At 72.2% G+C, this 26,075-nt stretch carries 23 protein-coding genes and 1 pseudogene; 5 read left to right on the top strand and 19 right to left on the bottom strand.

The annotated features are described in order from the left end of the window. Window positions 1–15: 15 nt before the first annotated feature. From AB0C28_RS06705 to AB0C28_RS06680, 6 genes are all read right to left on the bottom strand, one after another. Window positions 16–1,710: an NAD-binding protein gene (locus AB0C28_RS06705; RefSeq protein WP_357841440.1), complete on the bottom strand. Its 1,695-nt coding sequence runs from the start codon at window positions 1,708–1,710 to the stop codon at window positions 16–18. A gap of 143 nt (window positions 1,711–1,853) precedes the next feature. Beyond that, the gene (locus AB0C28_RS06700) at window positions 1,854–4,409 is read right to left on the bottom strand and encodes a CHAT domain-containing protein (RefSeq protein ID WP_358073293.1); all 2,556 of its coding nucleotides are present in this window, start codon (window positions 4,407–4,409) and stop codon (window positions 1,854–1,856) included. A 16-nt stretch (window positions 4,410–4,425) separates the two neighbouring features. After that, complete coding sequence (locus AB0C28_RS06695) at window positions 4,426–4,923, bottom strand: hypothetical protein (RefSeq protein WP_358073292.1); 498 nt, start codon at window positions 4,921–4,923, stop codon at window positions 4,426–4,428. After that, entirely contained in the window at window positions 4,920–5,609 is a 690-nt protein-coding gene (locus AB0C28_RS06690; protein ID WP_357841431.1) for a sigma-70 family RNA polymerase sigma factor, read from the bottom strand. The genes AB0C28_RS06695 and AB0C28_RS06690 overlap by 4 nt, the downstream gene beginning before the upstream one ends. Continuing rightward, window positions 5,609–7,207: a S8/S53 family peptidase gene (locus AB0C28_RS06685; protein WP_358073291.1), complete on the bottom strand. Its 1,599-nt coding sequence runs from the start codon at window positions 7,205–7,207 to the stop codon at window positions 5,609–5,611. Before AB0C28_RS06685 ends, AB0C28_RS06690 begins: the two co-directional genes overlap by 1 nt. Before the next feature lie 149 nt (window positions 7,208–7,356). Next, complete coding sequence (locus AB0C28_RS06680) at window positions 7,357–8,127, bottom strand: phytanoyl-CoA dioxygenase family protein (protein WP_357841425.1); 771 nt, start codon at window positions 8,125–8,127, stop codon at window positions 7,357–7,359. A gap of 118 nt (window positions 8,128–8,245) precedes the next feature. Between AB0C28_RS06680 and AB0C28_RS06675 the strand changes: the two genes are divergently transcribed. Next, a complete protein-coding gene (locus tag AB0C28_RS06675) occupies window positions 8,246–9,220 on the top strand; it encodes an aldo/keto reductase (RefSeq protein WP_357841422.1) in 975 nt (324 codons plus the stop codon). A gap of 107 nt (window positions 9,221–9,327) precedes the next feature. Next, the gene (locus AB0C28_RS06670; protein WP_358073290.1) at window positions 9,328–10,449 is read left to right on the top strand and encodes a DUF418 domain-containing protein; all 1,122 of its coding nucleotides are present in this window, start codon (window positions 9,328–9,330) and stop codon (window positions 10,447–10,449) included. A gap of 22 nt (window positions 10,450–10,471) precedes the next feature. Here the strand turns inward: AB0C28_RS06670 and AB0C28_RS06665 are convergent. Beyond that, window positions 10,472–11,620: pseudogene (locus tag AB0C28_RS06665) on the bottom strand (NtaA/DmoA family FMN-dependent monooxygenase); the annotation flags it as partial. 210 nt (window positions 11,621–11,830) lie between these two features. Then, complete coding sequence (locus AB0C28_RS06660) at window positions 11,831–12,448, bottom strand: acyl-CoA dehydrogenase family protein (protein ID WP_358073289.1); 618 nt, start codon at window positions 12,446–12,448, stop codon at window positions 11,831–11,833. Between the two features lie 338 nt (window positions 12,449–12,786). Between AB0C28_RS06660 and AB0C28_RS06655 the strand changes: the two genes are divergently transcribed. Further along, entirely contained in the window at window positions 12,787–13,386 is a 600-nt protein-coding gene (locus AB0C28_RS06655; protein WP_358073288.1) for a hypothetical protein, read from the top strand. Window positions 13,387–13,553: 167 nt separating this feature from the next. Continuing rightward, window positions 13,554–14,597, top strand: a complete 1,044-nt coding sequence (locus AB0C28_RS06650) for an endo-1,4-beta-xylanase (protein WP_357841410.1) — start codon at window positions 13,554–13,556, stop codon at window positions 14,595–14,597. Window positions 14,598–14,654: 57 nt separating this feature from the next. Here AB0C28_RS06650 and AB0C28_RS06645 read toward each other — a convergent pair whose 3' ends face one another. The 6 genes from AB0C28_RS06645 to AB0C28_RS06620 form a co-directional block, all read right to left on the bottom strand. Then, entirely contained in the window at window positions 14,655–15,194 is a 540-nt protein-coding gene (locus AB0C28_RS06645; RefSeq protein WP_358073287.1) for a hypothetical protein, read from the bottom strand. A gap of 56 nt (window positions 15,195–15,250) precedes the next feature. Beyond that, window positions 15,251–15,667, bottom strand: coding sequence for an Rrf2 family transcriptional regulator (locus AB0C28_RS06640; RefSeq protein ID WP_357841404.1), 417 nt, complete (start codon window positions 15,665–15,667; stop codon window positions 15,251–15,253). 12 nt (window positions 15,668–15,679) lie between these two features. Next, window positions 15,680–16,618, bottom strand: a complete 939-nt coding sequence (locus tag AB0C28_RS06635; RefSeq protein ID WP_357841401.1) for a sulfite exporter TauE/SafE family protein — start codon at window positions 16,616–16,618, stop codon at window positions 15,680–15,682. A gap of 237 nt (window positions 16,619–16,855) precedes the next feature. Then, a complete protein-coding gene (locus tag AB0C28_RS06630; RefSeq protein WP_358073286.1) occupies window positions 16,856–17,248 on the bottom strand; it encodes a hypothetical protein in 393 nt (130 codons plus the stop codon). Further along, complete coding sequence (locus tag AB0C28_RS06625; protein WP_358073285.1) at window positions 17,245–18,669, bottom strand: hypothetical protein; 1,425 nt, start codon at window positions 18,667–18,669, stop codon at window positions 17,245–17,247. Before AB0C28_RS06625 ends, AB0C28_RS06630 begins: the two co-directional genes overlap by 4 nt. Continuing rightward, the gene (locus tag AB0C28_RS06620; protein WP_358073284.1) at window positions 18,666–19,826 is read right to left on the bottom strand and encodes a hypothetical protein; all 1,161 of its coding nucleotides are present in this window, start codon (window positions 19,824–19,826) and stop codon (window positions 18,666–18,668) included. The genes AB0C28_RS06625 and AB0C28_RS06620 overlap by 4 nt, the downstream gene beginning before the upstream one ends. Window positions 19,827–20,083: 257 nt before the next feature. Here AB0C28_RS06620 and AB0C28_RS06615 point away from each other — a divergent pair, with 257 nt between their 5' ends. Beyond that, window positions 20,084–21,121, top strand: a complete 1,038-nt coding sequence (locus AB0C28_RS06615; RefSeq protein ID WP_357841391.1) for a PP2C family protein-serine/threonine phosphatase — start codon at window positions 20,084–20,086, stop codon at window positions 21,119–21,121. Between the two features lie 60 nt (window positions 21,122–21,181). Here the strand turns inward: AB0C28_RS06615 and AB0C28_RS06610 are convergent, their stop codons facing one another. The 5 genes from AB0C28_RS06610 to AB0C28_RS06590 form a co-directional block, all read right to left on the bottom strand. Continuing rightward, window positions 21,182–22,210: a LacI family DNA-binding transcriptional regulator gene (locus AB0C28_RS06610; protein WP_357841389.1), complete on the bottom strand. Its 1,029-nt coding sequence runs from the start codon at window positions 22,208–22,210 to the stop codon at window positions 21,182–21,184. Window positions 22,211–22,412: 202 nt separating this feature from the next. Next, window positions 22,413–23,504 (bottom strand): ABC transporter substrate-binding protein, encoded by a 1,092-nt coding sequence (locus AB0C28_RS06605; RefSeq protein WP_358073283.1) that lies wholly within the window; start codon window positions 23,502–23,504, stop codon window positions 22,413–22,415. Beyond that, window positions 23,501–24,316 carry an ABC transporter permease gene (locus tag AB0C28_RS06600; RefSeq protein WP_357841383.1) on the bottom strand — a complete coding sequence of 272 codons (816 nt, stop codon included), beginning with the start codon at window positions 24,314–24,316 and terminating at the stop codon, window positions 23,501–23,503. The genes AB0C28_RS06605 and AB0C28_RS06600 overlap by 4 nt, the downstream gene beginning before the upstream one ends. Continuing rightward, complete coding sequence (locus AB0C28_RS06595) at window positions 24,313–25,095, bottom strand: ABC transporter ATP-binding protein (RefSeq protein WP_357841380.1); 783 nt, start codon at window positions 25,093–25,095, stop codon at window positions 24,313–24,315. Before AB0C28_RS06595 ends, AB0C28_RS06600 begins: the two co-directional genes overlap by 4 nt. Next, window positions 25,092–26,012, bottom strand: coding sequence for a DUF6282 family protein (locus AB0C28_RS06590; protein ID WP_357841377.1), 921 nt, complete (start codon window positions 26,010–26,012; stop codon window positions 25,092–25,094). Before AB0C28_RS06590 ends, AB0C28_RS06595 begins: the two co-directional genes overlap by 4 nt. Window positions 26,013–26,075 lie beyond the last annotated feature (63 nt).

Here is a 26,075-nt window from a genome sequence, read left to right as displayed (position 1 = left end):
CCGCCCGCCGCCCGGTCAGGGGCCGGTGGTCGCGGGCAGTCTGACGATACGGAAGCCGGCGTCCTGGAGGATGTCGGGCAGTTGCGCGACGGCCTCCCTGTCCTTGTCGCGGGCCTGCTCGGACAGATACTCCCAGTCCAGCAGGTCGGGATGCCGCCGCCCGCCGTAGTCGCGCTCGGCTCCGTGTGCCCACCCCCTGTCGGTGAGGTATCGCATCCAGCGCGTGTGCTCCATCCTGGCCAGCCGCTCCACCTCCTCCCCGGTGAACGCGAACGTGTGCGGCGCCGCGGTGCTCGGCGCCGGCACGCAGCCGACGGCCGCCAGCTTGGCCCCGATGTGGGCGGCCTGGTCGCGGTTCTGGCCCTTCTTGGCCTCGCTGAGCTCCTCGTACGGGACCATGGAGGCGTTCCCGCCGGGCGTGTCACCCCGCTGGACGCACGCGAGCACGTACCTGTCGTGGATCGCCCGCGCGATGCGCTCGATCACGTCCTCGTCGATCAAATCGGGCTTCCCCGCCTCCTCGGTGACGGCGAAGATCTGGAGGGACCCGGCCAGGTCCTCCATCAACCGGCCGTCGCGGAACACCTCGCCGAACATCCGCCGCCGGCTCACCCGCACGACCACAGGCGCGCCCGTCCACAGCGGGGCGACGGTCAGCGTGGCGGTCAGGGCCAGGTGTTCGTCGGCGTAGCACACGTACACCCGCTGGGGGTCCTCCTTGCCCGCTTCGAGCAGCTCCCGCAGGTCGTCCACGCCGCCGTTCTCGCAGGTCAGCGCGCAGTTCTCGGCCACGAACGGGTACGTGCGGCACAGCACCGCCACTTCGGACTCCGCCTCCGGCGCGATCACCCGTACGGGGAGCCGGGTGCCGGGCGGCGGCGCGAGCAGCCGCCACCGCCTGGCCAGCTCGACGAGCAGCGCGGCGCCGAACGTCTTGAGCCCCAGCAGCAGCACCGGCCTGGGCTGGTCGACCGGATCGCGCGCCAGCAGCACACGGACGGCCAGCTCGTCGAGGTTGAAGAAGTCGAGCCGGTGGTCGCGCGGCTCGCCCACGCCCAGCCTGCGGGCCCGCAGCGCGGCGCACAGCCCGGGGTCGGGGACGTGCGCGTACGCCGCCACCGGCGCGGCCGGGTCCATGCCGTGTACGGTGGCGGCGATGGCCACGTTGACGGTGGCGTCGTCCTCGCAGGCGTAGACGGTCCTGGCCCGCCCGGCGCCGGCCGCCCGCAGCACGAGCGGGTCGGTGGCGTCCCCGGTGACGTGCAGGACGCCGGGGGCGCGCGGAAGGTCACCGCCCGCGGAGCCGATGACGACGACCTTGCGGCCCTCCTCGCGCAGCCGCTGGGTCACGGCCTGGCCCAGCGCCCCCGTGCCGCAGACGATCGCGTGCCGGCTCGACTCCCGTGCCCTGAGCCGGCGGAACTCGCTGCTCAGCAGCAGCCGTACGGTCTCGATCAGCGCGTAGACGGTGACCGCGGGAGCGGTGAACCTGGCGATCTCCAGCGGCCACGGCAGCGGGCCGCCCTCGCCGAGCGGCGTGCTGTCGATGACGAAGAGCTGCAGGTCGTAGTAGACCAGGTCGAGGAAGGAGACCTGAGGCTCGTCCGCGAGGTAGACGCGCAGCCCCGCGTAACCCAGGACAAGCGACAGCACCGCCAGCACCCCGAACGCCACCATGACCGAGGACCTGATGGAGGTCGTTTCCTTCATCTAACCTCGCTCCGCATCCGGGAGACGACGGGAATCGCCACCCTCTTCATACCCGGGCACGGCCGCCGCGTTACCGCCTGAAGGGCCGGGGGCGGCCGGGAGAGCTCAGCCGGCCTGAACCGCCGGAGGCCGGCCCGGAGAGCTCAGCCGGCGCCGAAGCAGACGAAGGTGGAGGCGGGTTCGGCGGCCGAGGCGGTGGCGAGCGCGTCGGCGGGGCGCGCGCCGTCGGCCACGCCCTGGTGGTAGGCCAGCATGACCCGCTCGGCCACCTGGTCGGGCACGCGGGTGAGACTGGAGACGACGGTGGAGGCGCCGAGGTGGAGCAGCGCGGCGGTGAAGCCGAGCAGCTCGTCGCCTGGCCTGACCACGGCCTGTCCCACGTCGCAGGCCGACAGGACCACGTGTCCCGGCGCCCGGTGCAGGCTCTGCAGGTCGTGGGCCATCAGCGGGCCGTCGGCCAGGTCGAGGCGGGAGAAGAGCACGTTCTCGCGCTCGTGGTGCCCGTGCACGGCGAAGTGGGCGAACGGCGCGCCGTCGAGCGCCGCGAGCGTGGCCGGCACGGTGGCCTGCTCGCCGCTCAGCCGCAAGGCCTTGGGATGCACGGCGCCGAGCCGTTCGACCTCCCGCTCGGCGTGCTCCAGGTCGGGCCCGGCGACCAGGACGGGAGGGCCGCCGTCGTACGGGTCGCCGGCGCGCCTGGCCGCCAGCCAGACCAGCGCGGACGGGGCCACCACCAGCGGCATGCCGTTCAGGCCGGGCAGCAGGCCCCAGGGCACGGCCGACAGGCCCATGGTCGGGACGAGCACGATCCCCCTGGCCCCGGAGAGCGCCTGCCGCAGGGGCGCCTCCAGCGCGCCGGCGATGACGCCGAGCTGGCGCCGGACGGACGCCTCGATGACCTCCTTCAGCGCGGGCCGCAGGGCGCGTCCCGCCTGGGCGTTGAGGTCTCCGGCCAGCCGTCTGGCGGCCTCCGCGACCGGTTCGTACGCGCTCAGCCGGTGCAGGTGGCACCGCCCGCGGACGAGGACGAGCGCCAGTAGCGTGCCGTCCACGTTCAGCAGGCTCACCATGGCGAGATCGTCCTCGGCCAGCGCCGACTCCACCTCGGGGGCCGGGGCGTGGGCCAGCCGCTCGCCGACGCCGGGCAGCTGCCAGCCGCGTTCCCTGATCACCTGCTCCAGCTCCAGGCAGCGCCTGCGCAGCGCCGGGCGGCGGCGTCCTGCGGCCTCGTCGGCGTGCATCCGCTGGGCCAGTTGCCGCAGCTCGGCCAGCGCCTCGGCGGTCCGGGGGTCCTGCGCGGCGCGCGGCGGCCGGTAGCGGAACGCCTGCGCCCGGCACCGTTCCGACCAGACGAACACCTGGCGGGGCGAGCCGCCGTCGAGGGCCGCCCTGAGGCCGTAGGCGGCCAGGTCCGCGCCGAGGGCGGCGACGCCGGTGAGCATGTCGAGGCTGCCCAGCCGGCCCCGATGGGAGTCGATGAGCGCCAGCCCCGAGCGCACCTTGCGCAGCGCCGGCCCTCGCCGCCCCTGCGCCCCGGCCAGCTCGGCCTCCGCCAGGTGCCGCATGAGCCGCACGTCGAGCGGCCCACCTCTGGACCCTGCGGTCGTGCCGGGCATGGCGCCTGCCGCGACCTGGGCCCGGAGTGCGACCAGGCGGGCCATCTCCGCGTCGTCGCGCATGTCCAGCTCCGCGAAGCGCGCCGCGAGGTCGTCCGCGCGCCGGGCCACGGAGCCAGGGGCCTTGCCCAGCGCCAGCTCGGAACGCAGCCGCATGAGCGCCGCGCGCAGCGCCCACGCCGTGCTCCCCCTGCGCCGGAAGTGCGTCTCCGCCTGCCTGGCCCGGTCGCGGGCCTCGTCGTGGCGGCCCGCGTCGAGCGCGCACTGGGCCCTGGCCAGCTCGGCCTCGGCGTAGTCCTGCATGAGGCGCTGCCTGCGGAAACCGTCGGCGGCCCGATCGAGCGTGCGGCCCGCCTCGTCGGTCAGGCCCACGGCCAGCAGCGCCCGGGCCCGGTCGAGGGCCAGCACGGGCAGGAAGCCGGGGTTGAGGTCGCGATAGAGCTCCTCCACCCGGGCGAAGACCCCCAGCGCGGCCGGCACGTCCCCGAGCAGCAGGTCGCAGTAGCCGTCGTTGTGCAGGGCCTTGGCGGCGATGACCCGGTGGCCGTGGGCGTGGGCGAGCTGGGCGCTCCTGCGGGCGTCGTCCCTGGCCTGACGGACGCTGCCGGTCATGAGGCGGATGACCGACCGGTTGAGCAGCACCCTGGCCAGCTCGACCGGGTCGCCGCCGACCAGCCTGGGGACGGCGATGTCCAGCTCCCGCAGCGCTTCGGCGTTGGAGCCCATGCGCAGGTGCAGCAGGCCGCGCTGGGCGTGCACGATGGCCTCCTCGCCGGCCGGTGCGCGGCGCTGGGCCTCGTCGAGCAGCTCCATCCCGAGCCCGGTGCGGCCCTGCTCGGCCTCGGCGTGAGCGAGGCTGGTCAGCAGCCGCGCGAGCAGCCCGTCGTGCCCCTCACCGGGCCCCTCGCCGGGAGCGGACTTCGCGCCCGGCGTGGCGGCGGCGGTCCAGCCGAGCAGGCGGAGGCCCTGCCGCAGCCTGCGGGCGGCCAGCGCCGGGCGGCCGTCGTCGGTCGCCTCGACGCTGAGCCTGTGCAGGCGTTCCACCCGCTCGCGCAGCTCGGTCACCGGCTCGTGGTCACGCAATCGGACCTCGCGGGGGTCAGAGGATGAGTGAGGGAGTCACCGCCAGTATCGTCGCCCGCGCCGGATCATCAAGCCCCTGGCGCACCACGAGTTGCGACAATCCCCTCGGCACCACGTCCAGCACGAACCTGCCCTGGTCGTCCGCCCTCACGTGCTGAGCACCTCCCCCGGTACGCAGCTCGACCAGGTGCTCGCCGGGCGGCGCCAGCCAGCCGTCCACCCGTACGGCGTGATCGTCGCGCGCGCTCACGCTGATCATGATGGTGAGGATCTCGCTGTCGAACGTGATCGTGCGGCTGTCCTCGCCGCCGCGCACGCCCGACGGCAGCCCGGCCTCCTCGAACGGCCGCAGAACGGCGAAGTCCGCCGACTCCAGCGCCAGCGCGAAGCGCAGGCGTTCGACCAGGGTCGCGGGGACGGGATCGATCATGTGGTAGACGTCCGCGATCTCCTCGGCGAGCAACTGGTCCTCGGGGGTGAGATGGGGAGAGCTGCTCCCCTCAGTGATGTTCATCGGGGACTCCAATCGGGATCCTTCGCGAGCACCAGACGCAGCTTCGCGAAGCACCGGCCGCGCGTGGGCCCGATGCTGCCCAGCGGCATGTCCAGCGCGGCGGCCACCGCGTCGTAGTGCGGGCGCGGCACGAAGGCGATGATCCTGAGCAGCTCCGCGCACCTTTTCGGCAGGCTCTCGACCGCCTGCCAGAGCGCGCGCCGCCGCTCGTCGTTCACGAGCAGCTCGTCGGGGGTCAGCACGCCGTCGGGCAGGTCGTCGAACACGTCGTCGCCGGGCAGGTCGTCCTTGCGGGAGGCGGCGCTGACCCGCCACGCCTCGCGCCTGGCCGTGGTGACCAGCCATTCGATGAGCGCGCCCGGCGCGGCGATGGTGTCCAGGCGGCGCAGCAGGGTCAGCCAGGTCGTCTGGACGACGTCCTCGGCGGCCTGGCTGCTCAGGCCCTGGTTGCGCGCGGTGTGCCAGAGCACGGGCGTGAGCTCGGCGACGATGGCGTCCAGGGCCGCGCGGTCGCCCTGCCTGGCCGCCACCAGCAGCTCCGCGAGCCGGGCGCGGCGCTCGGCCCCGGCGGCGCGAGCACGGGCCCTGCCGGACGGAGCTCCCGAGGCTGCGTCCCTGGAAACGGGGGCCCTGGAAGCCGGCGCCCCGGCGGTGGGGGCATGGCCTGTCACCGGGTCGCCGGCCATCAGATGCGCACGACTTCCGGCCGGGCCACCTTGTCCTCGATCATCCGGTCGATGACCGCCCTGGCCCGCTCGACGGGATCGACGCCCACCTGCCCGATGGTCCTGGTCAGCTCGGCCGCGATGACGCCCGCGACGATCGGGGCGGCGAAGGAGGTGCCGCTCCAGCCGCAGAACGGCCCCATGGCGTCGCAGTCGAGCGAGGCCCGCTCCCCCGTGGCGAGCAGCGCGCTCTGGGCGCCGCTGAACTGGGGCGGGAAGGTGCTGACGACCATCGCGCCGGGGGCGCGCCAGCGTACGGCGGGATGCTCGTTGCTGAAGATGGCGATCGTGCCGTCGGGGTTCTTGGCGGCCACGCCGAGCATGGGCGCGACCGGCGGGCCCGGCACGGCCGTCTCGGAGAGGGCGGCGAGGTAGAAGGGCCGGCTCGTGGCGTAGTTGCCGGCGGCGTTGACCACGATGACGCCACGCGCCCGGAGCTGGTTGACCTTGTCGAACAGCGCCTGCATCGCCGCGTCGCCGGTCTCGGCGAAGCCGCCGAAGGAGCAGCACAGCACATCGATGTTGCGCCCGGCGTCCATCAGCGCGAGCAGGCGGTCGAGCGCCGCGTGCACGGCCTCCTCCGGCACCACGCCGTCGCTGTGCATGACCTTGTACGAAAGGACGCGGGCGTCCGGCGCGATCTGGGCGATCAGGCCGGCCAGCATGAGGCCGTGGCCGGTGTGCGAGTTGAGCGTGCCGATCAGCGGGTTGGGCAGGTGGCCGAGGTCCTCGTAGCCGACGAGCCTGGCGATGTCGCGGCCCTCGTAGGCGGGGTGGGTGTCCTCGATGAGCTGCTGCCCGTCCGGGTCGACGGTGAGGAACGCGTCGGGCTCGGTGACCGGCAGGAACCAAGGGTGCGCGGCCACGCCGGTGTCGAGGATGACCACGGTGATCCTGGGCCCGCCGAGCTCTTCGAGCGTGCGGCGGCGCGGCGGCCCGGCGACCACGGTCAGGGGGACGCGGCCGTATCCGGGGCGGGTGGCGGTACCGGGCTCGTCGGTGACGGCGTGTCCGCTGGTGGCGGGCTCGCCGCCGAGGCTGAGCGAGCCGATCCCGCTCGTGGCCGAGCCGACGAACAGGTGGTCGAGCGAGATCTGGGCGACGCCGTCCCTGATGGCCTGGGCGGTGTCGGACTCCTCGGTGAGCCGCCTGCGCAGGGCGCGGAGCGCGGGCCAGGCGTCCGCCCGCACGTCCCGGCGTTCCGGGGCGATCTCCAGGACGGCGGGCATCCAGACGGTCTCGGCGCCGAGCTCGCGGTCGCGGGCGCGGTCGATGCTGGCCTGCGACAGCCTCAGGCCGACGTCGTACAGCGCCGCGTCGATCCAGTCGGTGGCCTCGCGGGCGCGCAGCACCTGGCCGGGGACCAGCAGCACGTCCGCGCGGTAGACGGTGGAGTCGGGACGGGTCTCGCCCGGGTCCAGGCCGACGGCCCACGGATCGAGGACCTTGGCGCCGTGCCGGTCGAGGATCTCGCGGGGAAGGGTGACCCCCTGCCAGGACGGCCCGAAGGGCTCACCTCCACCGCGCCCGGTCGGCTCGGGGATGTAGTCGATGGTCAATTGCACCGCCTCCGTTCTTCCCTCTGTGGCTACGAGAGCGGATCGGCGGCGGCGATACGCGGCGCCGGGTAACGGAAGCATCACGATCCCGTCTGGCCAGGCCGGCGTAGGTGGCCGGGCGGGCGCGGGTGGTCAAGCGGGTGCGGCGGTCAGCGGCCGGCCAGCGGGTCGACGCCGCGCAGCATCATCCCCTGCCCGCGTGAGCGGTGCACGTCGTCGGCCGGCAGGTCCTCGGGGTCGCGGAACTGCACCAGCAGCGTCGTACGGGCCTCGTCGGACCGGTTCACCCCGGACCCGTGCACGGTCAGATAGTTGAGGAACAGCACGTCACCCGCCCGCGCCTCGACCGGCACCGCCTCCTCCAGCGGCCAGCTCGACGGCGGCAGGTGCCAGCCGCCCTCCTCGACGTGCGGCAGCGGGCCCTGCCGGTGGCTGCCCGGCACGACGCGTACGCAGCCCTTCTCCTCGGGCGCGTCGTCGAAGTGGAAGATGGCCGCGCCGACCGTGTGCTTGGTGTGCGGGAAGTGGGCGGCGTCCTGGTGCATCGGGAACGGCGAGCCCTTCTCCGCCGGCTTGACGAAGATCTTGGTGTGGTGGAGCTGGACGTTGCCCGAGCCCATCAGCTCCGCCGCCACGTCGGTGAAGCGGGGGTCGACGATGAGCCGGGCGAACGCGGCCGAGTAGAACTGGGCGTCGTGGCAGTGGCGCAGCTCGGTGGCGCCGCCTCCGGCGATCCGCCGCGCGCTGCCCCAGGTGGGGTCGGAGGGGCGCAGCCGCGCCAGCAGCGCGTGGCACTCCTCGCGGTACGCCCGTGCCTCGTCGGCGCTGATCAGGCCGCTGACCAGCGCGTAACCGTTGTCCCGGTAGAACCGTGCCGGGGAGATCTCGTTCATGCAGCCCTCCAGTTCCTCCATGGTCATGCCCACTGTGGGCCGCCTGTCCACTTCGTACCGGTACGGCCGGGCATCGGACGCCGGAAAGATGATTGACTGTGCTCCGTAAAACGTTTCATTGCGATCTTTGCGGAAGGTCACCCCCGTGGACTACGAACGCCAGCCGTACCGGAGGTGCGGCCGCAGCGGACTGCTCCTCCCCGCCGTCTCGCTCGGCCTGTGGCACAACTTCGGCGAGGCCAAGCCGCTCGAAAGCCAGCGCGCGATCCTGCACAAGGCCCTCGATCTCGGCATCACCCACTTCGACATCGCCGACCGGTACGGCCCGCCGATCGGCGCCGCCGAGGCCGCGTTCGGGCGGATCTTCCCGCGGTCGCTGCGCGACGAGGCCGTGGTGACCACCAAGGGCAGCAACCCCATGTGGGACGGCCCGTACGGCAAGGGCAACTCGCGCAAGCACCTGCTGGCCACCCTGGACCGCTCGCTGGCCCGGCTCGGCCTCGACTACGTGGACATCTTCTACCTGCACCGCGACGACGAGGACACACCGCTGGAGGAGCAGGTCGCCACGCTCGACCACATGGTCCGCACCGGCCGCGTCCTCTACGTCGGCGTCTCCAACTTCTCCCCCGAGCGCACCGCCGAAGCCGCCCGCCTGCTGCGCGGGCTCGGCACGCCGCTCCTCGTGCACCAGCCGTCGTACTCGCTGCTGAACCGGCGCATCGAGGAGTCGCTGCTGGGCGTGCTCGAACAGGAGGGCATGGGCTGCGTGGTGTACTCCCCGCTGGCCCAGGGCCTGCTGACCGACCGGTACCTGAACGGCATCCCGGCCGACTCGCGGGCGGCCGAAGGCCGCTTCCTGACGCCGGACCGGGTGACGCCGCAAGTGCTGACGTTCGTCCGGGCGCTGGCCGAGCTGGCGAGCGCGCGCGGGCAGACGGTGGCCCAGCTCGCGCTGGCGTGGGCGCTGCGCGACCCACGGATCACCTCGGTGCTGGTGGGCGCCTCCAGCCCCGAGCAGCTTGAGGCGAACGTGGCCGCGGTGGACCGGCTCGACTTCACCGAGGACGAACTGGCCACCATCGAACGGGCCGCCAAGGAGTCAGGCGTCGAGTCCTGACCCAACGTGGGTGACCAAAGTATCGGGGCGGTACATCAATCGATGTACCGCCCATTTCGCTCCTGGGGACGATCAGAACGAGCCCGCCCGCCAGCAGGCTTGAGTGCGTGGACAGACGCATCGGCGCGCTCGACGTGCTGCGCGGCGTGGCCATCATGGGCACGCTGGGCACCAACATCTGGATCTTCACCGACCCCGGCGGCCCCGGGGCCTTCCTGAGCCTCGGCGCGGACGCCGGCGGGGCGGAGACGCTCCTGCGGTTCCTGTCCAACGGCAAGTTCCTCGGGCTGCTGACCCTGCTGTTCGGCGTCGGCCTCGAACTGCAGTACCGCAGTGCGGTGCGCAGGGGCCTGACCTGGCCGGGACGCTACCTCTGGCGGGCCACGCTGCTGCTGGCCGAGGGGATCCTGCACTACGTGCTGATCTTCGAGTTCGACGTGCTCATGGGGTACGCGATCACCTCGATGATCGTGGCGTATCTGATCGGGCGGAGCGAACGCGTCGTCACGGCCTGGATGGTCGCGGCCGGGACGCTGCTCCTGGCCATGGTGGGCCTGCTCACCGCGCTGCTCATGATCGTGCCGGCGGGCGGGGGCACGGCGGCACCCCACCCGTCCGGCTGGCTCGAGCAGGTGGAGCTCCGCCTGCGCCACGCCGCGATCTTCCGCGCGGAGCTGCTCTTCATCGTGCCGCTCGGCATCGTGCTGTTCCTGCTCGGCGCGCGGCTGATGCGCGCCGGCGTCTTCGAGGAACGCGGCGCGCGCCTGCGCGGCCGGCTGATCGCCGCCGGGATCGGCGCGGGCGTGCCGCTGAACCTGCTCACCTCGTTCTCCGGGCCCGCCTGGTTCATGGTGGACCGCTACCTCGTGGCGCCGCTGGTCTCCCTGGGCCTGCTGGCGCTGATCACCTCGATCGTGCTGCGGGCGCGGAGCGCGCCCGGCGTCCTGCGCCGCGGCTTCACCAACGTCGGCCGTACGGCGCTGTCGTGCTACGTCTTCCAGAATCTGGTCGCCGGCGCGCTCTGCTACGGCTGGGGCCTCGGCCTCGCCACCCGCCTGGACGGGTTGCGGCCCTGGTGGGTGCCGGTCGCCTGGGCCGGGATCTGCTTGCTGTTCATGTCCCTGTCGTCACTGTGGCTGCGCCGCTTCGACCGCGGGCCGATCGAACTGGCCTGGCAGTGGGCTTACCAGGCGCCGTGGCGGCAGGCACCCGCCGAGGCGAGCCGATAGCCGGCCGGTGGAGCGGGCGGGGTCAGGGGCGGCGGTGGGCGGCGCCCGGGTGGGTGGCGGGCAGGCGGTTGACGCCGGGGCCGAGCAGCCGCTCACGCAGCGTCGAGTCACCGTACTCGGTGCGGTAGCGGCCCCGCCGCTGCAGCTCCGGCACGACCAGCTCGATGAAGTCCTCCGCGGTGCCCGGTGACAGGTACTGCATGAGGTTGAACCCCGTCGCGCCCGTCTCGTCGGCCCAGCGCTCGATCTCGTCCGCGACGTGCCCCGGCGTGCCCGCGACGAAGAACGGACCGCCTGCGCCGATCCGGCCGACCGAGTCGAGCACGTCGCCGACCCGCAGGCCGCGGCCGGCCAGTGGACGCACGGCCCGCTCGGTGAAGTCGCCGCCGCGGGCCACGATGTCGTCGATCAGCTCGCCCGGATCGTAGGCGGCCAGGTCGATGCCGCTGCCGCGCTGCGCCAGGAAGCCCTCCGGCCTGATGTGCCGCTGCAGGCCGGCCACCTTGGCCTCCACCTCCCGCTGTGTACGCGCCACGATGACGGACGCGCCGGGGAAGAAGGTGATGTGGGCGGGATCGCGCCCGTACGCGGCGGCCCGGCGCCGGGTGTCGGCGATGTCCTCGCGCAGCGCCTCCAGGGACGCGCCTCCGGTGAAGACCGCCTCGGCGTGCCTGGCCGCGAACTCCTTGCCGCGCTCGGAATTGCCCGCCTGGTAGAGGACGGGGGTGCGCTGCGGCGACGGCTCCAGGTGCGGCCCGGCGACCCGGAAGTGTTTGCCCACGTGGTCGATGGCGTGCACCTTGGCCGGGTCGGCATTGACGTGCCGCTCCCGGTCGCGGAGCACGGCGCCGTCCTCCCAGCTGCCCTCCCACAGCTTGTAGAGCACCTCCAGGTACTCCTCGGCGATCTCGTAGCGCAGGTCGTGCTCGATCTCGTCGTCCAGGCCGAAGTTGCGGGCGGCGCTGCGCAGGTAGGAGGTGACGACGTTCCAGGCCACCCGGCCCTTGGTGAGGTGGTCGAGGGTGGACATGCGGCGGGCGTGCGCGAACGGCGGCTCGTACGTGGTGGAGAAGGTCACCGCGAAACCCAGGTGCCTGGTCACGGCGGCCATCGCGGGCACCACGAGCAGCGGGTCGTTGGCGGGGATCTGCACGGCCTCGCGGATGGCGGTCTCGGGGCCGCCCCGGTAGCGGTCCGTAGGCGCCTACGACGTCGGCCAGGAAGACGGCGTCGAACAGGCCGCGCTCCAGCAGCCTGGCCAGGTCGGTCCAGTACTCCAGGTCGGTGTAGCGGTGGCGGTTGTTGCCCGGGTGGGTCCACAGGCCGTGCTGGATGTGGCCGACGCAGTTCATCTCGAACAGGTTGAAATGGATGATGCCGCTCATCGGGGGAAACCCCTGGGGGCGATGCCGTTGAGGTGGTAGTTGCCGACGTCGTGCACCTTGGCCCGCCGCGGGTCGTGCACGGTGTGCGTACGCGCGTTGCGCCAGTGCCGGTCCAATCCGAGCGGGCCGCGGGCGGCGCTCGCCCCGGCCAGCTCGAACCATTCGGAGGTGACCCGGTTGGCGGCCCGGTCGGCCTGGGCCCGCGCGGCGGCCATGGCGACGGCGGCCTCTCCCGCCAGCTCCTCGAACTCCTCCGGCGCCGCGGCGCGGGCCCGGTCCACCGCCTCGCCCGCGCTCTCCAGCAGCGCCCTGGCGGCCCTGGTCAGCACGGCCAGCTCGCCGAAGCGCTGGACGACGACCGGGTCCTCGACCACCTTCTCCGGCAGGGCGCCCGGCCAGCCGCCCTTGGTGTAGCCGCGCAGGAAGGCGTCGGCCTCGGTGAGGGCTCCTTCGGCGATGCCGGTGTCGATGGCGGCGTGGATGAGCAGCCCGAAGCTGCGGAACGTGCTGAGGTCGTCGCGGCGGACCGGCATCACGTGCTCGGCGGGCACGGTCACCACCTCCAGCGGCTTCCTCTCCTGGAGGGGCGGCGTCCGTACCTCCGGCAGCGTCACGAGCCGTCTCCGATCGGGTACGGGACGGCGGTCGAGGCATGGTGGATCACGAATCTCTCCTCTTCGGGAGGGACAAAGGGGTGAAACGGCGAGATTTCGTGATCAGCGACATTGCGCGCTGGCGACGTGACCGAAGTCCACGTGCGGGCGCCGGGTCAGGTGGAGGCCCTGGCTCATGCCCTTGAAGCTACGAGCCCTTCTGGAGAAAGTCAACATTTCCTACTGGATATACATATAATTCGGACGACCGGGGCCCGGCGGACAGGGTGCCCAAGATTGCGGACCTGGCCTTTCCCACGACTCGGCGGAGGATGGGGGCGTGCGTGACAGTCGTGTGCATGACCGACATAACGCCCTCAGCCGAGCCCACACCCACCCCCGCAGGCGCGGAGCGACCGCTGCCGATCCGGGCGCTGCTCGGCATCGCCCACCGCTGGCCCACCTGGCTGGGGCTGGCGGTCATGGCGCAGAGCGCCTTCGGCATGGACGACGGCCGGCCCCAGGCGCTCATCGTGTTCCTGGCCGCGCTCATCTACCTGGGCACCGCGCTGCTCGGCCGGCCGGCCGTGGTCTGGCCGCTGTTCGTCGCGTCCGTGGTCGGGGTGGCGGTGGCACGGGTGCTCGACGCGGACCCGTGGCCGGCGCTGGTGGGCGGGGCGGTGTGCGTGACCGTACTGGCCCTGGTGGCCGGCGTGGCGCGGCGGCCGCCGCTGACCGCGCTGCAAGTGCCCTTCATGCTGGTCTTCGGCGGCGCCGCGGTCGTCGCACTGTCCCTGTCGCCGGTCGCGGGAAGTTATCTCGTCGCCGCCGCCCTCATCGGCCACGCCGTGCAGGACGTCGTCGTCTGGCGGGCGAACCAGGTGGTGACGCGGTCGCTGGCGGAGTTCTGCGCGGTGCTCGACTTCACGCTCGGGGTCGCGATCCTGGTGCTCGTCTGATCGGACCGGCGGAGTCCGCCGATTGACCCTTGCCCGGAGGTTGACGACCTGTCCGGGCAGCGCTTACGGTTCCGGCAGCCGGTGAAATTATCGGACACACCACCGAAACTTTCGGTCGCGTGTCGCGCTCGTCTGGCACCCCCGGCTCCGGCATCGGAGGTAACACGGTGAAGCTCCTGATCATCGCTTTAGCGCTCGTCCTCGCCACCCCGGCCCTGCCCGCGTCCGCCCATCCGCGCCCACCGCGCGACCTGCGGCAGCTCGCGCAGCAGACCGGCGTCAAGATCGGCTCTGCCGTCGACATCGCCGCCCTGCGCGCGGAGTCCGACTACCGCAGGGTGCTCAACCGCGAGTTCAGCCACGTCACCGCGGAGAACGCGATGAAGTGGGAGTCCGTAGAGCCGGAGCGCGGGGTGTTCACCTGGGCCGACGCCGACGCACTGGTCGAGAACGCGCGCCGCAACCACCAGCAGGTACGCGGCCACACCCTCGTCTGGCACAACCAGCTGCCCGCCTGGCTGACCAGCGGCGTGGCCGACGGCTCGATCGACGCCACCGAGCTCAGGAAGATCCTGCGCGACCACATCACCACCCAGGTCCGCCGCTACAAGGGCAAGATCAGGGCCTGGGACGTGGTCAACGAGGTCGTCGAGGACGACGGCACGATGCGGCAGACCCTCTGGCTGACCCACCTCGGCCCCGGCTACATCGCCGACGCCTTCCGCTGGGCGCACCAGGCCGACCCGCACGCCAAGCTCTACATCAACGACTACAACCTGGAGTGGAACGCCCCCAAGATCGAGACCACCTTCGCCCTGGTCAAGGACCTGCGGGCGCAGGGGGTGCCGATCCACGGGGCCGGCTTCCAGGGCCACCTGGGCATCCAGTACGACTACCCGGGCGACTGGGCGAACGTGATGCGCCGCTTCGCCGGTCTGGGCCTCGAAATCGCGGTCACCGAGCTGGACGTGCGCATGGTGCTGCCCGTGACGCCGGAGAAGCTGGCGACCCAGGCCACGTACTACAGCCGGGCGCTCTCCGACTGCCTCAGCGTCCGCGCGTGCCGCGAGCTGACCGTGTGGGGCTACACCGACCGGCACTCGTGGGTGCCCGGCTGGTTCGAGGGTGAGGGCTCGGCCTGCCTGCTCGACGAGAACCTCGCGCCCAAGCCGGCCTACCGGGCGCTGCTGACGGTGAAGCGCCCCCGCTGACGCCACCCGGCCCAGGTCCGCGCCAGTGGTTCGGCGCGGACCTGGGCGGCGGTCTCGTCAGGACGGGTCCAGGCGCTGGAGCAGGCCGTACACGAAACGGGCGCGGTACGTGCGGCCGTCGTGGGGGAAGTCGACCGTCCAGTGCTGCGGGGCGGGGCCCTCGATCTGGACGGCGCCGGGGAAGCTCGCGCCGAGGTCGGCCACGACGCACGTCCACGGTGTCAGGTCCGCGAACGCCACCTCCGCCGGGCCCTCGGGCCGGACGAACCACTGGTTCCACACCTCGCCGCCGGGGCCGACCAGGGCCTCGAACGCCAGGCCCGGCCAGCTCGGCAGCGGCCAGCGCAGCACGTCGCAGGTCAGGCTGCCCGCGGGCCTGCTGTCCCGGTACGGCGGCGCCCCCAGCGCCATCCGCAGCGCCGCGGCCCCCTTGGGCGCCCTCGGGGCGTGGGCCAGCCGCGTCCAGTGGGCGTGGGCCTCACGGAGCTCGGCGCGGGAGGCGCCCATGCCGTGCAGCGCCTCCTCCACCTTGCCGGCGTTGAGGTCCTTCATGCGGTGCATCAGCGCCAGCTCGAACTCGCGCACCCGGAAAACCACGGGATACAGCTTGCCAGCCCGTCGGGGTCACGGCGCCCGTCAACGGCCGGAGGTCTTCACCGCACCTCCCGACCGGCTACCGCCGAATCGTTGGAGTCGCCGGCGGCGATCACGTCGGCCAGGGTGATCTCGCTGAGCAGGGCGTTCTCGTGGCTGCGCAGCCGGTCCCAGATCTCGGCCAGCGGCGCGGCGGCCGGGGAGAAGGGCCGGGCGGGCGGTTCCGCGCCCTCGGTGACGCGGATGACGTCGGCGAGCGCGATCTGCCCGGCCGGGCGGGCCAGCCAGTAGCCCCCGTCGGGGCCCCGCTGGCTGCGGATCAGGCCCGCCCGGCGTAGTTGGAGCAGGATGTTGTCGCAGAAGCGGCGCGGGATCTCCTGCGTGACGGCGATCCGCTCGGCGTGCACCGGGCGGTCGGCCACGGCCAGGGCGAGCATGGCGCCTAGGGCGTACTGGGTACGGGCGGAGATTCTCATGGGCGGCGGGCTTCAGGCGGAGGCCGTCTCCTCCTCTGAGCCGCGGGCGCGCAACTCGCTCTCCACCGCCTCGACCGACTCGTTGGCCTTGTCGCGGCGGTACTCGCGTACCGAGTAGGCGATGGCCGCCGCCCAGATGACCGCGATGACGATGTACGCCACGGTCTGGACGCCGGTGGAGGCGTCGATCCAGTCGCTGCGCAGCAGCGTGCGCACGTTCGTCAGGACGATGACGCCACCGACGGCCGAGCCGAGGATGCGCGGCGGGATGTGCCGGACCAGCCAGGCGGCGATCGGCGCGGCGATGACGCCGCCGAGCAGCAGCACGGCCACCCAGGAGAAGTTGATGTTCTCCGAGCCGATGCCGACGAAGAAGCCGACGCTGGCCGCGATGGCGACGAGGAACTCGCTGGCGTCGATCGAGCCGATCACCTTGCGCGGCGCCATGCGCCCGCTGGCCAGGATCGCCGGGGTGCCGACGGGGCCCCAGCCACCGCCGCCGGTGGCGTCCACGAAGCCGGCCACCAGGCCGAGCGGCGCGAGGAAGCGCCGGCGCAGCGGCTTGCCCAGGTTGCCGCGCGGCAGGCCGAAGGCGGTGAAGCGGATGAGGATGTAGACGCCCAGGGCCAGCAGGATGATCGACATGACCGGGGCGGCGATCTCGGTGGAAAGGCTCGACAGGAACGTCGCGCCGGCGAACGCGCCCACGGCTCCCGGGATGCCGATCTTGGCGACGACCTTCCAGTCCACGTTGCCGAAGCGCCAGTGGGAGATGCCCGAAGCGAGCGTGGTGCCGATTTCGGCGAGGTGGACGGTGGCGGATGCCGCCGCCGCGTTGGTGCCGATGGCCAGCAGCAGCGTGGTCGAGGTGACGCCGTAGGCCATGCCTAGGCTGCCGTCGACCAGCTGAGCCGCGAGACCGACCAGCCCGAGCAGGATGAGTGCCCGCACGATCTCCCCTTTCCCACCATTCCTACTATACAAGTAGGAATAATAATTTAAGGCGGGAGGCGTCCTGTCAACCCCTGGCCGGGGAACAACTGAGCGTCGGCTGCCTGAACGACGACGGCCGCCCCACCCCTCGAACGGGGCGAAGCGGCCGCGGCGGCTCGTCTGGAGCGGTTCTGCGGGAACGGTTCTTGTAGAGCGTTGATCAGCCGGGATCACGCGGATCGGGATCGGGCGGGATCAGCTGGGGATCAGGGCCTTGACGGCGAGCTCCTCCTGGCCGGCCGGACCGTCGAGACGGATCGACAGCTCCCACACACCGCTCATCGCGAACAACTCCCCCTCGGCCACGAAACGGCCGGGCTCCCGCTCGCGTGCGGCGACCTCGGGCGTCGAGTGCCCCATGTCGGCCATCACCGCCGACAGGGTCACGGTGTCGGCGTCGCCCGAGGTCACCTCGACCTCGGCGGCGACCCGCCCGGGCGCCGGATTCTCGATCAGTACGGTGACGGCGTAGCGCGTGCCCGTGGTCGTCAGGCGCAGCGGCTCGGCCGCCATGCTCCTGCCCACCACGAACAGCGTCACGGCGACGACCACGAGCGCCAGGGCCGGGAGGGCCCATTTCCGGCTCATCGCGTGGCCTCCGATGCCGTCACGTCCACGGCGAAGGGCACGGTGACGACGCCCTCGCCGGTGGCGTACTGGGCCCAGGCCAGATAGCGGCCCGCCTGCGGGAAGCTGAAGGTGAACCGCAGCCGGGAGCCCGGGGCGCCCATCTCGTGGACGTGACCGAAGAAGGTGCCGTCCTGGCTGCGGATGAGCAGGTGACCGGCCATCCCGAGCCAGGGCCGCACGCCCGCGGGCGCGTCCAGCTCGATCGTCGCCGGACGCCCCGCCACAGGAACGTCAGGCCGCAACCGCGGCACAGCACCCACGCCACCGGCACCCGTCTCAGTCGGGTCTGTCGCAGCCGAGTCGGTGGTGGCCGGATCCGTGGTGGCCGGATCCGTGGCTGAACGGTTCGACGACGGTGGGTCCGACAGTGGGGCCTCGCCGCCTATGGTGACGGTCGCGGTGGCGAGCTGGCCGCCTGAGTTCTCCCGTTCCAGCTCGGCATGGGTCAGGTAGCGGCCGGGGCGGTCGGCGCGCAGCCTGACTTCCAGCCTGCCCGGCGCCGTGCGCAGGGGGTGCAGGTGGCGGAAGTAGCGGCCGTCCTCGCTGGTCACGACCACATGGGCGAGCGCCTCGTGGTGCACGGTGAGGTCGTCCACGGGACGGCCGGTGGAGCCGTCCACGAGGTCGATCCGGAGCGTGAACTCCTCCCCCGCCGCCGGCCGCGCCGGCACCGTCGCCACCCGCGTCTGCACGTACGGCCGCCCGCCCGTCACCACCCTCGACCCCGCCTCCGACCCCGCCCCGGACAACGGCTCCGACGACGCCTCGGGTGCGGCACCGTCGGGGACGGGCGGCGGCATCCAGGGTTCGAACACGATGACCATGACGGCGACCGTCACCCCGGCCGCAGCCCCCGCCGCCAGCAGCATCGCCGTGCCCCGCCGGGCGAGCGCCCCGGTGAGCAGGCCGCCCACCAGCAGCATCGCGGCCACGAACAGGCCGCCGTAGATCAGGAAGTCGCCCGCGGAACCGCGGTCAACCAGCACCCGGAACGGGATCACGGCGACCTCGTTCCCCGCGCTCAGCTTCAGCTCGTGCGGCCCGGTCCGGTTCACCCGGAGCTCCGCGTACTGCGGATCGCGCGCCGCCGCCCGCGCCGTGGCGGTCGCGGTCCGCCCGTCCTCGACCGAGCGCACCTCCAGGCCGACCGGCAGCGCGGTGACCGGCTGGTACGCGATCACCCCGATGCGCAGCGGCCCCGGCACGCGAGGCGTCCCCTTGATCACCACCGTGACCTCGGCGCCGGCGATCGTCTGGGCGATCCGCAGATCCGCCCCCACCGTGACGTTGTGCGCCGCGGCGGGAACGGCGGTGCCCACGACCAGCACGGCGACGAGACACAGCACCTGGACCGCCGCCGCTCGGAGCCGTCGGATCATGCCCGCTCGGTGTCGTCGAGCACGTTGGAGCGGGCGAGCACGCCGGAGTCGGCGGACGCGCCGGGATCGGCGAGCGCGTCGCGGTCCGGTGCCGCGTCGGGGGCGGGGAGCGCGTTGGGCAGGAACAGGGCTCCGAACGCCAGGCCGATCAGCCCGGCCACGACCGGCGCGCCCGTCCACAACTCCGGGACGGCGGGCAGGCCGCCGCCCGCCACCGAGGCGACCGCGAAGTAGAGCGACCAGGTGGCGAACGGCGACAGCCCGGCGAAGGCCCAGAAGGCGCCCCTGCGCGCGGCCGACGGGCGCAGCCGGAGGATCAGCAGGTCGCTCACCAGCCCGCCGGCCACGAACGCCAGCAGGATCGGCAGGTTACTGAACTCCGTCTGCGCGCCGGGCATGAGGACGCTCAGCGCGTACAGGACGGTCACCGCGCCGAACGGGAGCCGCCAGCGGCGGACGAGGAACAGCACGGGGGTGAGCGTGACGACGTTGGTGATCACCAGCGCGGACGCCAGCCGGGCGGCGCCCTGGTTGTCGGTGGCGGAGAAGCTCTCGACGATGCGCTGCGGCCCGTACTGCATGGCGTCGCCGTAGGAGAGGAAGAGCCACACCAGCGCCGTGGCGAAGCCGAGCCCGATCAGCGCGGGAAGCAGGCGTCCGAGCGACGGCCTTTCGCCCACGTCGGGGGCGTTCCAGGTGGAGCGGAGTGGGGTCGTGATGATGATGAGCATCGTCACGATAAGGCCGAGATGCGAAGGGCTGAAAAGAATGTCAAGATTCGTCTCGATGCCGAGGATCGTGTGCCACATCATGTCCACGAATCCGAAGGCGGCGAACCCGGGAATCGCCACCAGCCCGGCCAGATATCCGTTGGGCACGGCCGCCGGCCCCTGCCGACCGGCGCGCACCCCGCGCCACACCTGCCAGCAGATCCAGCCCGAGACCACGGCGAACCCCGAGTAGAACACCGCGTGCCACGGCGTGAAGAACGTCTCCAGTTCGGTGAGGTTGGTGTGCGCCCACGCGTCGATCATCAACCCGACGCCGAACCAGATGCCCAGCAACGCCGTCACGAGGTCCGTCTGGGGAGAGACCCAGCCGCGCGGCTCGCCTGAATCCGCGAGTAAACGCCGCATGCCGGTATTGGTCAACGCCACTTGATGTCCCCTTTCGGCGGCCCGATTTTCCGACGCCTCGAATCTAGCGCGGCGCGCCAAAATACGCGTAAGTAGAATTGCAGTACAATTTCACGCTACGTACCTGCACGAACACGATTCCGCGCCTTTCTGGCGAAAAGGGGGATTTCTGGCGTCCGGAATACACAGGAAACCTGGAACTATCCCGCTTGAGAACAGCGGGCGTCCTGCGCGATGCTGGTGTGTCAACAGCGCGTGAAGTCCGTACCGGGGGTGGGATGAGGTCGTCTCTGCGGGTCCTGCGCTGGCTGCCGTTCATCGTCATGCTGGGCGTCACCCTGGTCGATCTGCTCGCCGGCCAGAACCTCGTCTTCCTGCCGCTGCTCACGCTGGGCCCGGCCTTCGCGTCGGTGTCGGGCGGTGTACGACGCACGGCCGCCGTCGGAGCGGTGGCGCTGGCCATCTGCGTGCCCATGGCGATCTACAACGACCTGCTGTTCACCTGGGCCAACAACCTCACCGTCATCTCCATCGCCGGGGTGACGGCGGCGAGCATGCTGGCCAGCCGGCTGCGCTTGCAGCGCGAGCGCGAGCTGGCCAGCGTGCGGCAGGTCGCCGAGGCCGCTCAGCGCGTGCTGCTGCGGCCGGTGCCGCGGCGGGCGGGCGACGTGCGGGTGGCGCTGTCCTACACCTCCGCGGCGGCCGAGGCGCGGATCGGCGGCGATCTGTACGAGGTCGTCACCACCCCGCAGGGCGTCCGGCTGCTGATCGGCGACGTGCAGGGCAAGGGCCTGGCGGCGGTCGAGACGGCGGCGTGGGTGCTCGGCGCCTTCCGCGAGGCCGCCTACGACGAGGCCGACCTGGGCGACATCGGCGACCGCCTGGAGGCCAGCCTGGCCAGGCACTTAGGCGGCGAGCAGTTCGTCACCGCGATCATCGCGGAGATCCACGAGAAGGAGATGTCGCTGGTCAACTTCGGCCACCCGGCGCCGCTGCTGATCACGGGCGACGGCGAGCTGCACGCCCCCGAGCCGGCTGAGCAGGGGCTGCCCCTCGGGCTGGGCGTGTTCGAGACCTCGGCGCCGAAGCCGCAACGGATCCCGTTCGGCTCCGGCGACCGCGTCCTGTTCTTCACCGACGGGGTGATCGAGGCCAGAAACGCGGCCGGCGAGTTCTACCCGCTGATGGAGCGGGCGTGGCTGCTGCGCCGCGACGACCCGCAGGAGGCGCTCGACTCTCTGCGGACGGACCTGGTGCAGCACACGGGCGGCCCGCTGCACGACGACGCCGCCATGCTCCTGCTCCACCGTCCGTAATACCCCACCGCCCGTAACACCCCAGTTCCCGTGACGCCCCCAACCGCCCGTGACGGCTGGTCAGGCGATGCCGGGAACCAGCGGCACCGTGGTCGACTCCCGCACCACCAGATGGCACGGGCGGGCGTGCCGCCCCGGCGACGGCGAGCCGTTGATGGCGGCCAGCAGCATCTCCGCCGCCGTCCTGCCCAGCCCTTCCAGGTTCATGTCCACGCTGGTCAGCGGCGGCTGGGAGCCCTCCACCATCACGCCCCAGTTGTCGAACCCGACCAGCGCCACGTCCTCGGGCACCCGCCGCCCCACCGAGCGCAGCGCGTCGGCCACGCCGCGGGCGATCTGGTCGCTGCCGCAGAAGACGGCGTCGAACTCCGTCCCGCCGGCCAGCAGCATCCCGATCGCCTGCCGCCCCCACACCTCGCTCCACGCCCCGAACAGGGCCGGCCCCGCGGGCGCGAGCCCCGACTCCGCCAGCCGCTCGGCCGCGGCGCCGGCCCTGACGCGGGCGGAGTGATGGTGTTCTGGACCGGTGATCTGCGCGACGCGGGTGCGGCCGATGGCCAGCAGGTGCTCGACCGCCTTGCGCGCCCCGCCCGCCTCGTCCGGCACCACGGAGCAGTCGTCGGGGTCGGTCGAGCCGATGTAGGCGTACACGACGGGGACGGGCAGGGCCGGGGAGATCGGCGCGCGTGCCTCGGTGCGGCGGCCGGTGACGATGATGCCGTCGACCCGGCGGCCGATCAGGGTCTTGACGTGGTACTGCTCCCTGATCGGATCGTCGCGCCCGTCGCACAGGAACACCGACATCTGCCCCGCCCCCAGCGCGTCCTCCGCGCCCATGAGCACGGGGATGCTGAACCGCCCGATCGTGTCCGTGGTGATCATGCCCACGGTGTACGTCCGGCCCGAGTGCAGGCTGCGCGCCCCCGCGTTCACCTCGAAGTTGAGCTGCCTGGCCGCCTCCCTGACCCGCGCCCTGGTCTCCTCCCGCAGCGATCCGCGCCCGTTGAGGGCCTTGGAGGCCGTGCCCACCGACACCCCGGCCAGCGCCGCGACGTCGGTGATCGTGACGTGCCGCTCCAATTTCCCCATTTTTCCTCCGCTTTCCCCATCCCTCGCCACCCCCACTTTATCCTCCGTTGACGTTCACTCCAGGGCGGCACCGGCCGGAGGCAAACGCTTTCCCCCGCTTTCCGCACCAGCGCCGGATCATACGGGTGCGTCCGGACAGCAAAAGGCTCCGGCGTTGGCCGGGAGGCTGGGGTGGGCGGGAGGGGGAGCCCGCCCCAGCACGTCAGGTGGCGTTCGCCCGCAGCGCGGGCGGCACGATCTGCTCGTACGACGGCAGGTGCTTGACCAGCCCGGTCGTCCGGTGGAAGGCGATGGCGGCGTCGAAGGACGACCGGGGGAAGCCGATGCTCTCGGGAATCTCGCTCCGCATGAGCGCGGGCAGCTCGGTCAGCGCCTTCGGGTCGATGCCCTTGAGATAGACGCCCAGCAGCCGGATGATCTCGGCGGTGTCGGCCTGGTGGATGAAGCGCTGGGCGCGGCCGAGCGCGTTCTGGAAGGCGGCGACCTCCTCGGGCTTCTTGTCGATGATCCGCTGCGTGGTGAACACGACGCCGTGCGAGGTCCGTTCCAGTCCCGGCACGTCGCCGGCGGCGGGCGAGATGAACCGCACACCGATCCCGGCCGCGGTGGCCTGCTGGGCGATCGGTTGGAAGAAGGCGAGCGCGTCGACCCGGCCCGCCTTGAGCGCGCCCAGGGCGGCTGCGGCGGTGCTGCCGAGGTTGACCAGTTCGCTGTCCGTGGCGGAGTTCATCCCGGTCTTGGCGAACAGGTACGTCACCAGCGCCTCGGTTCCGCTGCCCGGCCCGGTGATGCCGATCTTCTTGCCGCGCAGGGCGCGGATGCGCTGGTCGAGCGGGTCGGACGGGGTCGCGCCGGTGAAGGAGGCGCCGACCACGACGTCCACGTAGTAGCGGTCGACCAGGTTGGCCACCAGCCTGCCCTTGTCGTCGATCCTGGCCAGGTTGAGCGCATCGGTCATCACTCCGGCGCCCAGGTCGATGCTGCCCGACTTCAGGGCCGCGGCGACCTTGGCCCCGGTGCCGAGCCTGGGCCGTTCACCGAGCTTGACGCCCTCCTCGGCGAAATAGCCCTTCTGCTCGGCCACGAACAGCGGGAAGAACGCGAGCGAGTTGCTGATCTGGCCGACGTTCAGGACGCCGGGCGGCGTGGTCGAGCTGCGTTGCGCGCAGCCGGTCACGGCCAGCAGGAGCGTGGCGAGGATCAGCACGCTCAGCGCGGCGGGCCGGGGGCGGGTCCTGAGGATCGGCACGCGCGGGGCGGCCGTGCGGGAACGGGGTGCCCTGGCGCGGGTCACCGCTCCTCTCCCAGCGGCTTCCACCGGCTGGCGCGGCGGTCGAGCATCCCGACGAGCAGGTTCAGCAGTGCCGCGATCACGCTCAGCACGACGAGGGTGGCGAACACGCCGGCGGTGTCGAACTGCGCGGCGGCGTCGTTGATCAGGTAGCCGAGGCCCCGGTTGGAGGCCACCAGTTCGCCGATCACGGCGCCGATGAGCGCGTACGGGATGGCCACCTTGAGCCCGGTGAGCAGGCCGGTCATGGACGAAGGGACGACGACCTTCACCATGATGTCGCGCCGTCCGCCGCCCATCAGGCGTACGGCGTCGATCAGGCCGCGGTCCACCTCGCGCACGCCCGCGGCGGTGTTGAGGAAGACGAGGAAGAACACGGTCGCGGCGGCCAGCAGCACCTTCATGCTCATGCCGATGCCGAACCAGACGATGAACAGCGGCGCCAGGGCGACCTTCGGGATGGCGTACAGGGCCATGATGAACGGGTCGAGCACCTGGTAGAGGGCCCGCGCCGAGGCCAGTGCGAAGCCGGTCAGCGCGCCGGCCGCGGCGCCGAGCAGGAAGCCGTAGACCACCTCCTGGACGGTGATCCAGGTGTTGGACCACAGCGTCCCGTCCTGGTGCCACTGGACCAGGCGGGTCCAGATGTCGCTGGGCCGGCTGGTGAAGGTGATGTCGAACCAGCGTTCGGCGGTCAGCTCCCACACGACCAGCAGCGCCACCACCAGCAGCGCTCTCAGGGACCACACCGTGGCGGTGCCGCCGTGCCGGGTCCACCAGCTCCTGTCGAGCCGCACGGTCTGGATCGCGGTCATCGGGCTCCCTCCCGCAGCGCGGCGGTGAGCTCCCGGTGCAGGGCGACGAACTCGGGGTCGATCCTGAGTTCGTCGGCGTCCCTGGGCCGGGGCAGGTCAATGGGCCGGTCGAGCACGATGCGGCCGACCGGGCCGAGCACCACGACCCGGTCGCCGAGCAGCAGGGCCTCTTCGATGTCGTGGGTCACGAACACCACCGTCTGGCCGCCGTCCGCCCACAGGCGCAGCAGCTCGGCCTGCAGCTCGCCGCGGAGCTGGGCGTCGAGGGCGCCGAACGGCTCGTCCATGAGCAGCGTCTCCGGATCGCCCGCCAGCATCCTGGCCAGGCTGACCCGGCGGCGCATCCCGCCGGACAGCTCGCGCGGGTAGTGCCGTTCGAAGCCTTCGAGGCCGACCTTCCCGATCAGCTGGGCCGCGCGTTCCTTGCGTTTCTGCGCGGGCACGCCGCCGATCTCCAGGGGCAGCTCGACGTTCCTGTGCACGCTGCGCCACGGCATGAGCGTGTCGGACTGGGTCAGGTAGCCCACCTCCGTACGCGGGCCCGCGACCGGCCGGCCGCGGTAGGAGACCGTGCCCGAGGTCGGCGTGGTGAGGCCGGCGAGCAGGTTGAGCATGGTGGATTTGCCGCAGCCGCTGCGGCCGAGCACGGTGACGAAGCTGCCCTCGGCGATCGTGAGGTCGAAGTCGCGCAGTGCCACGACGCCGACGGCGTCCTTGACGAACTGCTTGCCGAGCCCGCTCACCTCGATCACGGTGTCGCTGATCACGGTGTCGCTCATCGGGGGCCCGCCAGCCGACGGGAGTTGTCCACGGCCATGGTGCGTACGTCCTTGTCGGTGAAGCCCTCGGCGAGCAGCCGGTCGGCCAGCAGGGCCAGGCCGTCCTCCACGGGCGGGTTGAAGGGCTGGCCGAGGTCGCTGGAGAGCACGGAGTGCTCGGGGCCCACGGCGTCGATGTGCTCGAACCAGGTCCGCCAGGAGACCTTGCCGGAGTGCGGGGTGGTGAAGCAGCGTTCGAGCAGGGCGCCCTTGGCGGCCAGGGCGCGCTGGCGGTCGATCGCGACCCGCTGTGAGGTGAACTCGGGATGGGTGACCACGATGCGGCGTACGCCCTCCGCGACGGCGGCCGCGACCACCGCGTCGATCTCGTCGGCGCTGAGGTGCCCGGTGGCGAGGGTCAGGTCGTGCTGGGCGATCAGCCGCAGCACCTGCCTGGTCCGATCCGGCACCGCGCCGTCCGGCCCCACCACGTCCACGGGGTCGGCGGCCATCCCGGCCTCCCGCAGGTCGTTCTGGAGCCTGGCCCACATGGGCGGCGTGGCGCCCTCGGGGTCGCTCGCGGTGCAGGCCCGCTGGTTGGCGCTGTCCACGGTGGGCAGCCAGACGAACCGGGCGCCGCCGCGTGCGGCGATCTCGACGGCGATGGGGTTCATACCGCCCACGGAGGCGTTCAGCGTGATCGCCCCAACTGCGTCGACGCCGGGCACCGCGGCCCGTACGACCTCGGCGCGTTCCGCGGTGGGCACGTAATGGGACTTGAGCACGAAGCCGGCGAGCCCGACCTCGGCGAAGCGCGCCGCGAGCGTCAGGTCGTCGATCCGCCTGCGCATCACATCCGGTGCCACGTGGACGTGGACGTCGTAGGCGTCCGCGACGAGGTCACGCGCTCGCGCGGAGGGCTGGGGGTGATCCGGCATGCATGTCTCCCACGATCTGTTTGCTGAAACAGATTGTTAACAATATGGGCGACAACCGTCAAG

The organism is Nonomuraea sp. NPDC048892 (assembly GCF_040649735.1).
GTDB classification, from domain to species: domain Bacteria; phylum Actinomycetota; class Actinomycetes; order Streptosporangiales; family Streptosporangiaceae; genus Nonomuraea; species Nonomuraea maheshkhaliensis.
Note: the sequence above shows the minus strand (reverse complement) of the source record. Positions and strands in the feature narration are given on the sequence as shown.

Bases quoted from the DNA above. Each gene is read 5' to 3' on its own strand.
- AB0C28_RS06705 (WP_357841440.1), bottom strand. From the start codon at position 1,710: ATGAAGGAAACGACCTCCATCAGGTCCTCGGTCATGGTGGCGTTCGGG.
- AB0C28_RS06695 (WP_358073292.1), bottom strand. From the start codon at position 4,923: ATGAACATCACTGAGGGGAGCAGCTCTCCCCATCTCACCCCCGAGGAC.
- AB0C28_RS06690 (WP_357841431.1), bottom strand. From the start codon at position 5,609: ATGGCCGGCGACCCGGTGACAGGCCATGCCCCCACCGCCGGGGCGCCG.
- AB0C28_RS06680 (WP_357841425.1), bottom strand. From the start codon at position 8,127: ATGACCATGGAGGAACTGGAGGGCTGCATGAACGAGATCTCCCCGGCA.
- AB0C28_RS06655 (WP_358073288.1), top strand. From the start codon at position 12,787: ATGACCGACATAACGCCCTCAGCCGAGCCCACACCCACCCCCGCAGGC.
- AB0C28_RS06640 (WP_357841404.1), bottom strand. From the start codon at position 15,667: ATGAGAATCTCCGCCCGTACCCAGTACGCCCTAGGCGCCATGCTCGCC.
- AB0C28_RS06630 (WP_358073286.1), bottom strand. From the start codon at position 17,248: ATGAGCCGGAAATGGGCCCTCCCGGCCCTGGCGCTCGTGGTCGTCGCC.
- AB0C28_RS06625 (WP_358073285.1), bottom strand. From the start codon at position 18,669: ATGATCCGACGGCTCCGAGCGGCGGCGGTCCAGGTGCTGTGTCTCGTC.
- AB0C28_RS06615 (WP_357841391.1), top strand. From the start codon at position 20,084: ATGAGGTCGTCTCTGCGGGTCCTGCGCTGGCTGCCGTTCATCGTCATG.
- AB0C28_RS06610 (WP_357841389.1), bottom strand. From the start codon at position 22,210: ATGGGGAAATTGGAGCGGCACGTCACGATCACCGACGTCGCGGCGCTG.
- AB0C28_RS06600 (WP_357841383.1), bottom strand. From the start codon at position 24,316: ATGACCGCGATCCAGACCGTGCGGCTCGACAGGAGCTGGTGGACCCGG.
- AB0C28_RS06595 (WP_357841380.1), bottom strand. From the start codon at position 25,095: ATGAGCGACACCGTGATCAGCGACACCGTGATCGAGGTGAGCGGGCTC.
- AB0C28_RS06590 (WP_357841377.1), bottom strand. From the start codon at position 26,012: ATGCCGGATCACCCCCAGCCCTCCGCGCGAGCGCGTGACCTCGTCGCG.